We start from the raw sequence: 13,066 nt of genomic DNA, 5'->3' as shown, positions 1-13,066 counted from the left end.
CTGTTTGAATATGGGTGGACCATCATCCAAGGCTAAATACTACTTACTGACCGATAGTGAACCAGTACCGTGAGGGAAAGGCGAAAAGAACCCCGGAGAGGGGAGTGAAATAGAACCTGAAACCGTTTGCGTACAAGCAGTGGGAGCATGGCTTAGGCTGTGTGACTGCGTACCTTTTGTATAATGGGTCAGCGAGTTACTTTCAGTGGCGAGGTTAACTGAATAAGGAAGCCGTAGAGAAATCGAGTCTGAATAGGGCGCGAGTCGCTGGGAGTAGACCCGAAACCGGGCGATCTAGCCATGTGCAGGATGAAGGTTGGGTAACACCAACTGGAGGTCCGAACCGGGTAATGTTGAAAAATTATCGGATGACGTGTGGCTAGGAGTGAAAGGCTAATCAAGCCCGGAGATAGCTGGTTCTCCCCGAAAGCTATTTAGGTAGCGCCTCGTGAATGATTACTGGGGGTAGAGCACTGTTTCGGCTAGGGGGCTGTCATGGCTTACCAAACCGATGCAAACTCCGAATACCGGCTAATTGAATCACGGGAGACACACGACGGGTGCTAACGTCCGCCGTGAAGAGGGAAACAACCCAGACCGCCAGCTAAGGTCCCCAAGTACTAGTTAAGTGGGAAACGATGTGGGAAGGCATAGACAGCCAGGAGGTTGGCTTAGAAGCAGCCACCCTTTAAAGAAAGCGTAATAGCTCACTGGTCGAGTCGGCCTGCGCGGAAGATGTAACGGGGCTAAACTAGTCACCGAAGCTGCGGATGTGTACTTAGTACACGTGGTAGGGGAGCGTTCTGTAGGCCGATGAAGGTGGATTGAGAAGTCTGCTGGAGGTATCAGAAGTGCGAATGCTGATATGAGTAACGATAATGAGGGTGAAAAACCCTCACGCCGGAAGTCCCAGGTTTCCTGCACGACGTTAATCGGAGCAGGGTGAGTCGGCCCCTAAGGCGAGGCTGAAGAGCGTAGTCGATGGGAATCAGGTTAATATTCCTGAACTTTTTATAAGTGGTGATGTGGGGACGAAGAAGGCTAGATGAGCCAGGCGTTGGTTGTCCTGGTACTTGCATGTAGGGGGGTAGACTTGGCAAATCCGGTTTACTATTAACTCTGAGGTGCGAAGTGGTTCTGACACTTCGGTGTACAGAGAAGTCATTAATGCCCGGCTTCCAGGAAAAGCTGCTAGCCATAACTTATAGAGAACCGTACCGCAAACCGACACAGGTGGACAGGTAGAGAATACTAAGGCGCTTGAGAGAACTCGGGTGAAGGAACTAGGCAAAATGGTACCGTAACTTCGGGAGAAGGTACGCCCTTGCTGGTTAGTTTACTTGCTAAACAAAGCTGGTGAGGGCCGCAGAGACCAGGTGGCTGCGACTGTTTATTAAAAACACAGCACTCTGCAAATTCGTAAGAAGACGTATAGGGTGTGACGCCTGCCCGGTGCCGGAAGGTTAATTGATGGGGTCATCTTCGGAGAAGCTCTTGATCGAAGCCCCGGTAAACGGCGGCCGTAACTATAACGGTCCTAAGGTAGCGAAATTCCTTGTCGGGTAAGTTCCGACCTGCACGAATGGCGTAACGATGGCCACACTGTCTCCACCCGAGACTCAGTGAAATTGAAATCGCTGTGAAGATGCAGTGTACCCGCGGCTAGACGGAAAGACCCCGTGAACCTTTACTATAGTTTTGCACTGGACTTTGATAATCACTGTGTAGGATAGGTGGGAGGCTTTGAAGTGAGGACGCTAGTTCTCATGGAGCCAACCTTGAAATACCACCCTGTTGTTATTGAGGTTCTAACTTGGTCCCGTAATCCGGGATGAGGACAGTGTATGATGGGTAGTTTGACTGGGGCGGTCTCCTCCCAAAGAGTAACGGAGGAGCACAAAGGTACCCTCGGTACGGTCGGACATCGTACCAAGAGTGTAAAGGCATAAGGGTGCTTGACTGCGAGAGTGACGGCTCGAGCAGGTACGAAAGTAGGTCTTAGTGATCCGGTGGTTCTGTATGGAAGGGCCATCGCTCAACGGATAAAAGGTACTCCGGGGATAACAGGCTGATACCGCCCAAGAGTTCATATCGACGGCGGTGTTTGGCACCTCGATGTCGGCTCATCACATCCTGGGGCTGAAGCAGGTCCCAAGGGTATGGCTGTTCGCCATTTAAAGTGGTACGCGAGCTGGGTTTAGAACGTCGTGAGACAGTTCGGTCCCTATCTGCCGTGGGCGTAGGAAAATTGAGAGGAGCTGCTCCTAGTACGAGAGGACCGGAGTGGACGAACCTCTGGTGTACCGGTTGTCACGCCAGTGGCATCGCCGGGTAGCTAAGTTCGGACGGGATAACCGCTGAAAGCATCTAAGCGGGAAGCCCCCCTCAAGATGAGTTTTCCCATGAAGCCCGTTGAAGACTACGACGTTGATAGGCAAGGTGTGGAAGCGCAGTAATGTGTGAAGCTAACTTGTACTAATTGGCTGATTGTCTTGACCATATAATCTGAGTCGCTTTACAATAGGCGCTTAGAGAATGATACGAATGATGTGTTACCTCAAGATTTACCAGACCCTGTCGGGCGGTTGTTAATGAGTCATTAGCACCTTCCTCTGGGGGTTAAACAGTTTTCCTGGCGACAATAGCGATTTGGAACCACCTGATCCCTTCTCGAACTCAGTAGTGAAACGAATCAGCGCCGATGATAGTGTGAGGTCTCCTCATGCGAAAGTAGGACATCGCCAGGGTTTTATTCCGAAAGCGGCTTTTTAGCCGCTTTTTTTGTTTTACCAATTCGGCTTTTTGCTCTACCAAAAATAAAGTACCTGTTCTGCGTTTTGTTATCCCTAAAAAGGCGACGAGGGATTCTTCTCATTTTGCATATAATATTTATACTGCAAGGCTACAACAATAATCACCAAGGCATGCTGAATACAGTATCGGTCTGCTGATAGCAGAGGTATTCAAAGTTCAAGAGGAAACTAACTTAAGTTTTGACGGGCATTGAAGAGGATAGAAAGGTTGGATTATCTGTAGCAACCTTTCTATCTATATACCATTATGCATCTAAATAAAGATTTTTGAGCCTCACATAATGTTGGGCTGAGTATTCTAATTGTTCTAATTCTATAGAAGTTAATTTTCGTACAGGCCGAGCTGGATTTCCTAGGTATAAATAGCCACTTTCCAGGATTTTTCCAGGAGTTACTATGCTTCCGGCACCTATCATGACGCGTTCTTTCACGTGTACTGCATCTAAAACTAAAGCTCCCATACCGATGAGGCAATAATCATCTATAGTACAGCCATGCAGAACTGCTTGATGACCTATGGTGATCCCTTGGCCTAAGATTAGCGGTTTTCCTCCCGCGGTATAAGGACCATCATGAGTGACGTGTAGGATAGCACCATCTTGAATACTGCATGCATTGCCTATTGTGATGGAGTTTACATCACCACGAATTACTGCCATTGGCCAAACAGAAACATCATCGCCTAACGTGACGTTCCCTATAACAACAGCACTAGGATCAATATAGACGTTCTTACCTATATTAGGGGTTTTACCCTGAAAAGTTCGAATTGAATGTGACATATTTTTATACCATAGTTACAAATTCTTCAGCACTAGTCGGATGAATGGCTACTGTGTTATCAAAATCTTTTTTACAGGCCCCCATTTTTACCGCTACCCCAAAACCTTGTAACATTTCATCAGCGCCATAGCCAATGACATGTAATCCTATTATTTTTTCTTCTTTGCCTAAGGTAACTAACTTCATTGCTGTAGGGGTCTTATCATCACTTAATGCATCATAGAGTGGGTTAAAACGTGTTTGATAAATTTTAATATTTTCTTGTCCATGCAGATTTATTGCATCCTGCTCACTAAGTCCTACTGAGCCAACAGGAGGATGACTAAATACAACAGAGCATATATTATCATAATTTAAATGGGCATCGGGTTGTTTGCCGAAGAGTCTGTCGGCTAATCGTCGACCAGCTGCGACTGCCACCGGTGTTAGTGCGGGTGCTTTGGTAACATCACCTATAGCATAAATCCCTTTTACCGTTGTATTTTGAAAAGCATCTACTTCAATTAGGCCTTGAGAATCAGTTTTGACTGCTATTTTTGACAGATTCAAATGAGCTGTTCTTGGTTTTCGCCCTACAGCTGCGATAATGACATCAATGTCTTGAATAATCGAACCACTTTGGCATGCGATTGCTTTTCTTCCATCACTGTGTAAATGAATAGCCTGGGCTTTATGGTTTTGATGAATGTAAATACCTTGCTGCTTCATAATTTCAAGCAAGGTATCTCCTAACATATGATCAAAGCGACTTAAAGGTCTACTGCCGCGTAGTAATAGATGCGTTTCGCTACCTAGTCCATGGAGCACGCCAGCTAACTCTACACCAATATAACCACTGCCAATAACTGCTACTTTTCTCGGCTGTCTAGTAAGAGCAAAAAATCCATCAGAGTCAATGGCATGTTGGATTCCCTCGATTATAGGTAAGGAAGGCTCTCCTCCAGTGGCAATAATAATATGTTCCGCTTGATAAGTCGTATTATCGACCAGAATAGATTGTGCACTCTCAAACATTCCGGTGCCATTAATATGAGTGATGTGGTGCTCTTTTAAACGCTTAGCGTAATTCTCCCTTAAGCGCGCGATATACGAATTACGTTTACTAACAAGTTTTTTCCAATTTAGCTTCAGTTCAACGGGAGAAAATTCATAATTACTGCATTTATGCATCGTTTCAGCAACAAGAGAAGCATTGAACATGATTTTTTTAGGTACACACCCTAAATTGACACAGGTACCTCCTAGATGATTGCGTTCTATAACAGCTACTTTTGCTCCATATTTAGCCGCTCGCACCGCGCTGGCAATTCCGCCACTGCCACCACCTAAAACGATAAGATCAAAATGATGAGTTTTCATGATAATTATTCAGGAAATAAAATAATAGTAACAGGTACTTGATTACTTACCAAATGGTTTTCCTCATAGAGTGGAGGATGTCTATTAGGGATAAGAAATTGTGTGTTGGAGGAAATTAACTAAGGGATAAATCTCTATAAAATAGTTTATTGCACACTATTAGACTTATATAAAATCTAAAAGGAAGTTGCTTGAGCTCCTATTTTATTAGCTATACTGCATTAAGAGAGGTTTTGGGTTTAACTGAAATAAGTCACTAAATCAATATAATAAGCATAGAGATATTCAGAGGATGAAGCAATTACGTTGTGTTTGGTTCACTAAAGCGAAGGAAATTGACGATTGCGTATGGAATAAATTATTGCGTGATGAGCGGCATGCCCAGTCTTGGTATTCTGCTCTTGACCAAGCTAATTTATCTGATAAAACTCAATTTTACTATGGTGTCTTTTATGATGGCAATGAACCTGTTGCCCTAATTCCTGCCTTTTTAAAATTATTTCCTATAGATTTTATAATGCCAGATCTTATATCTAAGTTAGTTGGTTTTATTGATAAATATATCTATGACATTCGGTATAAAAAAGTTTTATTTATTGGTTCCTATGTGGATTATGGCGTTATTGGGATTAATGAGCAGTATTCTTTTGAGCAAATACAACCACAAATTTCAAACGAAATCGATTTACAAAGCAAACGATTAGCTGCTTCAATCATCGTATGGAAAGATTTTCCTATAGATGTCCGTGATTTATTTAAGGACGAAGGATTTATTACTTGTTGCTCATTTCCTGATGTTTATAATGAAATAAAAGGGAGTAGTTTTGAGGAGTATGTGCACCATAAGCCTTATTTAATACGAAAGAAAATTAAACGAAAAATCAAAGAATATTCGGCCGATAGCTATGAATTTTTTAGCATACAACAACCGGATGTCAAAGAGTTGGAGCCGATTTATGATTGTTTTGCGCAGATTGAGAAAAAATACGATCATCATAAACTAAAATTTGAGCAAGTTAATTTTGATTATTTTAAAAGCTCATCTGCTGACTCTCATTTTATTTATTTAGGGTTACGTGATAAACAAAGTAAAACTATTATTAATGTGGTGCAATGCATACAGACCCCTGATCGGTTGTTTCAGGTTTTCTATGGTTTTAACTGTAACGAGTTTTCTGCTAGGGGCGGGTATTATTTCTTGCTACAGAAAAAAGTTATTGAGTATTGCATAAAACACGGTATAAAAACTTTATATGATGGACAAAATCAATATACTCCTAAATTGGATATGGGAGGTCAACTATTCCCACTTTATAATGCAATTAAGTGTTATTCCCCTGTCCTGCACTGGTTTTTAAGTAAGTTAATGAAAAATTTACGCTGGTCTGATCTGTCTCCCGAACTAGCGACTTATTTCAATGCTCATCCTGATGCGTTACCTCATGATCCTCCTAAATTGAAGCGGTATGACTATTGGCGGGCTCTATGGCATTCCTTACCTCCAACAGCAGGATATCGTATCTACTTCCGTGATTTCTTTATAAAACATCCGTCAATGAAAGAAGCGAAAATCACTCAAGAAGAACTCTGTAAAAAAAGCCTAGCCGTTTCTTTTGTTCATTTAACGAGCTCGGGCACTGCAGCCTTATTTATTATTTTACAAGCAATAAAAACATTAACTGAGGCGCGTACAGTGATCGTACCTGCCTATACCTGTCCTTTGGTTGCTTTGGCTATTGCGCGTGCCGGCTTTCAGATGAGACTTTGTGATTCAAATGGCGTGGATTTTAATTTTGATACACGACAACTCACTCAATTATGTCATTCATCGACGGATATAGCGGCGATATTGATAACTCATCTTGGTGGGATACCGGCTAATATTAATGACGTTGATGAAGTCATAAAGCAAACAGGAAAGAATATTTTCCTGATAGAGGACGCGGCTCAATCATTTGGCTCAATGGCTAAAAATAAACCTGTTGGAGCCAGTGGTGATTTTGCTGTTTTTAGTTTTGCTGCAGGTAAGGGAGCTACCTTATATGAGGGAGGACTTGTCGTCAGCAAACAAGGGCATTTTATCGGGGCATTACAAAATGCTATAGCTTCTTTTGAGCAGTCAAAGCCGTGGCTCGAGGTTTTAAGAGTGCTGCAGTTATTTGGCTATTGGTTGTTTTATCGGCCTGGATTATTTTTTGGAGTCTACACGCTACCCCAGGCGTTTTGGGCCGGAAAGAACAATATGATTAATGCCCTTGGAGAAGACTTTTCTTCTAGTTTTCCTGTTCATAAAGTATCTAATTTACGAGTTTATTTGGGATTTGCCAATTTTAATCGAACTGCGGGAGAGATTGCTCACCAGAGACAACAAGCTAAATTTTACTTACAAGCATTGTCTGATAACAAAACGATGCAAGTATTAGGAGCGGATCTTCCTGATGGAGATAGAGTAACGTATCCCTTTATTTCTTTATTAATCGCTAAGAACCGCGAACGCTTGTTTCCCAATTTGGCTTTACAAGCTTTAGGAGTCTCACTACTTTTTGCCAAGGTTTTACCTGAATATCCTTATTTAAAGCGATATTTACCCGGAGAATCACCTGAAAATTATCCCAACGCAGTAAAACTATGCGAAACACTGACTACTTTGACTACGACTAGATTTATAAAACCAAAAGAAATTTATGATGTGGTACGGCTTATTAGAGCTCTAGTGGAAACAACGGATAAGGGGTAGCCGTGATGCAACCATTGTTATTATTAACTGATCAATATAATTCAACTTTAAATTATATGAAGAATCATTGGGAGCAGGTCATTACGCTTGATTTTAGCCCTTTAGAAGAGCGGTTGCGGTTGTATGGTTTTAGAAACGCATTGAACGAGTGTCGAAAAATTCTGGCTGCTTTATCTGATGACTACTATTTTACTTTCATGGGTTCAGGCGATTTTCATCATTTAACTTATCCTATGTTAACCAGGATTAATAAGCCTTTTCTCTTGATTATTTTAGATAATCATACTGATTGCTCTTTTTTCCCTCCGCAATTTTCCTGTGGAAACTGGGTCAACATGTCATCAAAATTATCTTCATGCGTTAAAATAATTCATATTGGGGCCACACAAGGATATGGCAAATTTGAAAAACACTTTGGTGTCACCCAACTTGTTGCTAAAAATAAATTGGTTACCATCTCTGGTAGTGAGTTTGTGCAAAATGGGGGCGTCCTTATAAAGCAAGCATTGACTGATGTAGATTCTTATCTCCCTTTTTATTTAAGTATTGATAAGGATGTTCTTAGCAAGGAAGTAATTATGACTGATTGGGATCAAGGAGTTATGTCCTTAGAGGATATGTTTATGGTGATTAATCTTCTTCTGCAGAATCGTCAATGTATTGGTGCTGATATTTGTGGTGAAAAAACCGAACCCTTTTACTTCAAAAACCATTTGAAACGATTTATTTCGGGCTTTGATCATCCTCAATTGCCAGCAGTCACAAAGTCTGAGTTTCAAGCTAATGTTGTAAAGCAATATGAAATAAATCAATCGATTTATAATTTAATGGATCGCTAAGAGTTTTTATTTAAATGAGTTTACTCTATTACTTTATATTATTTATCTTAGGTGGAGTTGCAGAAACTTTGTTGCATGTTTGTCTCAAGCGTTCCACTCTAGAACATTTAGATGCCAGAGGCATCCGCTATTATTTGTGCATTATTAAAGACTACTGGTTTTATTTGGGAATGCTATTTTATATTGTCGATTTAGTTATCTATATGTATTTATTAGCTCATCTGCCCCTGTCGGTAGCTTATCCAATTACTGGGTTACAAAAAATATTTATTATTTTTTCTTCACGTTACTTATTAAAAGAACAATTGAGTTCAGTCGAGTTTGTAGGGGTTTCTTTGATTGGTCTAGGTATTCTTCTTATCGCGGGAGCACAGGAATAAATCGTGAAAAAACTATCACCAATGATATTAATAATCTGGGTTTTATTGTTAAGCAGTGATACAGCGGCCCAATTGTTATTTAAAATGGCAGCAATGAATTTTAGTCATGGGATATGGTTACTTAATTATTCTTTTGCGTTTGCTTATTTTTTTGAATTATTCTCTTTTTTGCTATGGATGAGGATTATCAAAGATACCCGCTTATCCATTGCTTTAGCCCTGACTGCATCCCTTTATATCACTGTTTCGTTGTCGTCTTATATTTTCTTTCATGAAACCATTAATTTGGTACAGTGGATGGGGACTTTACTTATTGCGGCCGGAACCTGTCTTTTAGGTTATTACGAAGGAGTAAAATCAACATCATAGCTGTAGCCCGGTTGCTTGCAACCGGGATCACTCGTGAGTTATGTCCTTCCTATTTTTGGGTACACGTTCGAGATTGGTAAAGGGTATTAAGATTAGTCGATAAACTATATTTTTTGACTCTAAATCTTTGTCAATAGCTCCTGTCTGGTTTGCTCGTCAACAAAAGCAGATTGGATTGCCATTGTAGTGATTTCATTCATGGTTTCATCGGTGTAGTGATAAGAGTCCTGAACACGTCGATATTCCTTAGCTAAATTAGTACTCATAAAAGGAGGATCATCTGAGTTAATACTAATTTTAATTCCTGCCTCATAAAATTTAGGCAAAGGGTGGTGTTGCATGTCTTTAAAGAGACCGAGGAAGATATTACTTGTAGGACAAACTTCCAAAGCAATGTCTTTGTCTTTTACCATAGCCATAGTTTCTGGAGAATAAATGGAATTGACGCCATGCCCTATGCGGCGGATTGGGAGATACTCCATCGCCTCTACCATGCCTGCGGCTGTAGCAAATTCTCCGGCGTGAACGGTACATTGTAATCCTGCATCTTGGGCGATTTGATAGGCTTTCTTAAAGAGTTTGGGTGGAAAATTTGCTTCATCACCACCTAAGCCAAAACCGGTAATACAAGGAAATCTGTCTATGTGGGCTTGGCGTGCTACTTTTTCTGCTGCCTCTATTCCATAATGTCGCACTGCTGTAATAAGGATACGCCCGACAATCCCAAATTGTTGTTTGGCGTCATCAATCGCTTGTTGTATGGCCTTCAGATGTTCAGCAGAGGGAATACCACTGGATTGTTCTGCATGATCGGGCGAATACATCATCTCAACATAAATTCCCTGTTCCTGAGCATTGGTCTTTAAATAATCAAAGGTAATGTCATAGTAATCCTGAGGTGTTTTGATAAGGGCTGCTAAAGTATCATATACCTTAAGAAAATGGAGAAAATCATTTGATAAATAACTGATACCATCTGGAGCAATAAGTCCGTCAGGTATCGTTAGTTTATTTCGCCTTGCTAATTTGATGGCTAAATCTGGAGGGATAGTTCCTTCTAAATGCACATGCAATTCTGCTTTTTTTAAATTCATCATTCGTCCTATCTATTTCTTGTAATGGTTAATGGTAACTTAGATGAAAAAACGATAAAATAGTAATTTAAGTAAAGTATAGTGGATTATTTATGAGTGATAACGACATTGATAAAGCTTATGTAAGTCCTTATGATAAATTTTTATTTGAATTTGATGCGACTCATAATAAATCCGCATCTCAAATGAAAGAGATTAAGAAGCATAAGCGTATTGCGCGCATGAGAGATGATAAGGATTATCATGATGATAAGGGCGAAATTTGGGAGGACTTCTAGATCTGTGTACAGTATCTATCAGGGAACGACTGTATGGTGCCAACCTAAGTAAATCCAAACACACGTAGCCGCTTGTTTCATTGAGAGCATATATTAAGTTGTGCTCTCCCTGATTGTAAAAGCGAATCTATAAATTCATATCCCCCCAGGGAGGTTAATTTTTTACTCGAAATAGGTCTGTTGCTAGATATCGTGCGATCATGCTCGATCCCTTCTTTTAGGTAGTCTGAAAACACAACTGAAAAGATAGATTGCTGGATATTATTGTCATGAGCGGCAATACATGCCTTCATGTCAGCTAATCAGTGAGTATCGGTTAGGCTACGAATTGTTGATAGCTCTGGCCTTGGTATTATCCCATAAATGCATGTAATAACTTGTAAGAAATAATAGTTAAAAGTGAGGCGGCGGGTAAGGTTAGTACCCAGGACATAAAAATATTACGGATGACGATAAGGTTTAATGCACCAATACCTCTGGCCAAGCCCACTCCTAATACAGCGCCCACTAAAGTTTGAGTAGCCGAAACTGGAATACCGGTACTCGTCGCGACAACTACTGTTGTTGCTGCAGAAAGTGTTGCGGCAAATGCACGACTTGGGGTTAAGGCGGTAATGGAGCTGCCTACCGTTTCGATTACTTTTCTGCCATACATGAGCAATCCAGCGATTACCCCAACACAACCAAATAAAATAATCCATGAAGGGTAATTATTGGCATTAAACGTTTGATGGGAGTGCATGATCAAACTATGTATTATACTTAGCGGTCCTACCGCCAATGCCACATCATTGGAACCATGAGCAAAAACCATGGCACAAGCAGTCATTGCCATAAGCACCGCAAAATATTTTTCTACTTGAGTGAAGCGCTCACGGCGGCCTATTTTAAGGGGTTCAGGAATGCGCTTGATAAAAATCATACCAATAATAGTAATAATAATGCTAGTCGCAAGAGTAACTGCTAAATTCTGTTTAAAGTTCAAGTGAATATCAAAATGATTTAGCCCTTTAAATACAGTAATAAAAGACAATATTGAACCGATTAAAAAGAGATATACGGGAATGTACAGCTTTGCCTTAGCTAACGGATTACTTTTAACGAAAATGGTTTGTTGAATACTTATAAATAAAATATAACTAGTGATGCCTGAAATGATGGGGGAAGTTATCCAACCAATAGCGATATGAGTTACTTGACTCCAATGAATTGCATCTGAACCAAGCACCATAGAACCAAAGCCAACCATGGAGCCCACTAAGGCATTAGTAATAGAAACAGGGACGCCGATATAACTGGCAAGATTCATCCAAATAGTACAGGCGAATAAAACACATAACATTCCTTCGATGAGAACGAACGGTTGTTCAGATAATTGGCTCGTATTGATAATGCCATCACGCATCGTTTCGGTAACACCACTTCCCCCAAAAAAGGCACCAGCAAATTCAAAAACAATGGCAATAAGCATTGCTTGTTTCACTGTAACGGCTTTTGAGCCCATGGTGGTACTCATGACGTTGGCCAAATCATTGGCACCAACCCCCCACGTCATAAGAAAACAAAGAATAATGGCAATAGAAAAATAAATAATTGAATAATCCATAGGAATTTACTACCGGGCTATGAGAATTTGAAGACGACCGCCAACTGTCTGGGCATGTTCGGCCAATTCGCCAATCCAATGGACTAGCTTATAGAGGAATATTACTTCTATTGCAGGTAACTCTTTTTCTAATTCAAAAATGCGATGTCTCATGTCAGCAAGTTTATCATCGCAATCATGTTCAATTTCATCAAGAGTGAGAATCATTTCTTCAACAATTTTAACTTCGCTTCCACGAAATCCCGTTTCAAGCAGTTCATCCAATTCATTAATGGCATTGCATGCTTGTTTCGATGCATCCAGGCAACGGTTTAAAAATGGCATAAATGCTTGGACTAATTGCTCGGGAATGATCATTTTTCTGCTAATAATTAATCCGGCAATATCTTCGGCCTTATTGGCAATTTTATCTTGTGCACTAAGAAGTTCTAGTAAGTGAGTGCGTGAAACAGGTAAAAAGAGCCCTGTGGGTAAATGAAGACGTAGATCACGTTTTATTAAATCAGCTTCTTTTTCTAGAGATACTATTTTGTCTTTCATTTCTTGCGCTGTTGTCCAGTCTTTTTTCAATACGGCTTCAAAAAAAGGATACAGTTGTTTGGCACATTGATATGCTTTTCTTATGTGTTGTTCTATGGGCTTTATTGGTGAAGGCCCAAACATATTAAATATGCTACCCATGGTATTCGTATCTCTATATAAAGATAGTTTGCAGCGATTATACCCAAACTTTGGGAGGAACTAAACTAGAGTTTGTTCATATTTTTACTATTTTTTTGTCATCTTAAAATATGGTGCCTCCAATTAG

The 13,066-nt window shown here is 40.5% G+C and carries 10 protein-coding genes and 2 rRNA genes (1 of these 12 only partly in view); 7 read left to right on the top strand and 5 right to left on the bottom strand.

What is annotated here, in order from left to right; genetic code table 11:
* Both LFA_RS15640 and rrf read left to right on the top strand, forming a co-directional pair.
* A 23S ribosomal RNA gene (locus tag LFA_RS15640) occupies window positions 1–2,500 on the top strand; it begins 397 nt to the left of the window's first position.
* A 131-nt stretch (window positions 2,501–2,631) separates the two neighbouring features.
* Window positions 2,632–2,747: ribosomal RNA gene (rrf, locus tag LFA_RS15635) — 5S ribosomal RNA — on the top strand.
* Between the two features lie 311 nt (window positions 2,748–3,058).
* Here the strand turns inward: rrf and LFA_RS15630 are convergent.
* Both LFA_RS15630 and gorA read right to left on the bottom strand, forming a co-directional pair.
* Entirely contained in the window at window positions 3,059–3,595 is a 537-nt protein-coding gene (locus LFA_RS15630) for a gamma carbonic anhydrase family protein (RefSeq protein WP_045096995.1), read from the bottom strand.
* Between the two features lie 4 nt (window positions 3,596–3,599).
* A complete protein-coding gene (gene gorA / locus LFA_RS15625; protein WP_045096994.1) occupies window positions 3,600–4,955 on the bottom strand; it encodes a glutathione-disulfide reductase in 1,356 nt (451 codons plus the stop codon).
* Window positions 4,956–5,247: 292 nt separating this feature from the next.
* On the opposite strand from gorA, the gene LFA_RS19020 reads away from it, so the two are divergent.
* Genes LFA_RS19020 through LFA_RS15605 form a run of 4 tightly spaced genes read left to right on the top strand, consistent with a single transcriptional unit; the run spans window position 5,248 to window position 9,280 of the window.
* Window positions 5,248–7,692, top strand: coding sequence for a DegT/DnrJ/EryC1/StrS family aminotransferase (locus LFA_RS19020; RefSeq protein ID WP_052674008.1), 2,445 nt, complete (start codon window positions 5,248–5,250; stop codon window positions 7,690–7,692).
* Between the two features lie 5 nt (window positions 7,693–7,697).
* Complete coding sequence (locus LFA_RS15615; RefSeq protein ID WP_045096993.1) at window positions 7,698–8,531, top strand: arginase family protein; 834 nt, start codon at window positions 7,698–7,700, stop codon at window positions 8,529–8,531.
* Window positions 8,532–8,545: 14 nt separating this feature from the next.
* Window positions 8,546–8,911: a DMT family transporter gene (locus tag LFA_RS15610; protein ID WP_045096992.1), complete on the top strand. Its 366-nt coding sequence runs from the start codon at window positions 8,546–8,548 to the stop codon at window positions 8,909–8,911.
* A gap of 3 nt (window positions 8,912–8,914) precedes the next feature.
* Entirely contained in the window at window positions 8,915–9,280 is a 366-nt protein-coding gene (locus LFA_RS15605) for an EamA family transporter (protein ID WP_045096991.1), read from the top strand.
* Window positions 9,281–9,399: 119 nt separating this feature from the next.
* Here LFA_RS15605 and LFA_RS15600 read toward each other — a convergent pair whose 3' ends face one another.
* The gene (locus LFA_RS15600; RefSeq protein ID WP_045096990.1) at window positions 9,400–10,374 is read right to left on the bottom strand and encodes an adenosine deaminase; all 975 of its coding nucleotides are present in this window, start codon (window positions 10,372–10,374) and stop codon (window positions 9,400–9,402) included.
* 92 nt (window positions 10,375–10,466) lie between these two features.
* Here LFA_RS15600 and LFA_RS15595 point away from each other — a divergent pair, with 92 nt between their 5' ends.
* Window positions 10,467–10,652, top strand: a complete 186-nt coding sequence (locus LFA_RS15595; protein ID WP_045096989.1) for a CBU_0585 family protein — start codon at window positions 10,467–10,469, stop codon at window positions 10,650–10,652.
* A gap of 352 nt (window positions 10,653–11,004) precedes the next feature.
* Here LFA_RS15595 and LFA_RS15590 read toward each other — a convergent pair whose 3' ends face one another.
* Window positions 11,005–12,258: an inorganic phosphate transporter gene (locus LFA_RS15590; RefSeq protein ID WP_045096988.1), complete on the bottom strand. Its 1,254-nt coding sequence runs from the start codon at window positions 12,256–12,258 to the stop codon at window positions 11,005–11,007.
* A 9-nt stretch (window positions 12,259–12,267) separates the two neighbouring features.
* Window positions 12,268–12,939 carry a TIGR00153 family protein gene (locus LFA_RS15585; RefSeq protein WP_045096987.1) on the bottom strand — a complete coding sequence of 224 codons (672 nt, stop codon included), beginning with the start codon at window positions 12,937–12,939 and terminating at the stop codon, window positions 12,268–12,270.
* Window positions 12,940–13,066 lie beyond the last annotated feature (127 nt).

Source organism: Legionella fallonii LLAP-10 (genome assembly GCF_000953135.1).
Classification (GTDB): Bacteria; Pseudomonadota; Gammaproteobacteria; order Legionellales; family Legionellaceae; genus Legionella; species Legionella fallonii.
The sequence above is the reverse complement of the archived record's forward strand: the minus strand, read 5'-3'. Positions and strand labels throughout refer to the sequence as shown.

What these genes read in the sequence shown, in the direction of transcription:
- LFA_RS15630 (WP_045096995.1), bottom strand. Translation starts at nt 3,595, where the DNA reads ATGTCACATTCAATTCGAACTTTTCAGGGTAAAACCCCTAATATAGGT.
- LFA_RS19020 (WP_052674008.1), top strand. Translation starts at nt 5,248, where the DNA reads ATGAAGCAATTACGTTGTGTTTGGTTCACTAAAGCGAAGGAAATTGAC.
- LFA_RS15595 (WP_045096989.1), top strand. Translation starts at nt 10,467, where the DNA reads ATGAGTGATAACGACATTGATAAAGCTTATGTAAGTCCTTATGATAAA.
- LFA_RS15615 (WP_045096993.1), top strand. Translation starts at nt 7,698, where the DNA reads ATGCAACCATTGTTATTATTAACTGATCAATATAATTCAACTTTAAAT.
- LFA_RS15585 (WP_045096987.1), bottom strand. Translation starts at nt 12,939, where the DNA reads ATGGGTAGCATATTTAATATGTTTGGGCCTTCACCAATAAAGCCCATA.
- LFA_RS15590 (WP_045096988.1), bottom strand. Translation starts at nt 12,258, where the DNA reads ATGGATTATTCAATTATTTATTTTTCTATTGCCATTATTCTTTGTTTT.
- gorA (WP_045096994.1), bottom strand. Translation starts at nt 4,955, where the DNA reads ATGAAAACTCATCATTTTGATCTTATCGTTTTAGGTGGTGGCAGTGGC.
- LFA_RS15610 (WP_045096992.1), top strand. Translation starts at nt 8,546, where the DNA reads ATGAGTTTACTCTATTACTTTATATTATTTATCTTAGGTGGAGTTGCA.
- LFA_RS15600 (WP_045096990.1), bottom strand. Translation starts at nt 10,374, where the DNA reads ATGAATTTAAAAAAAGCAGAATTGCATGTGCATTTAGAAGGAACTATC.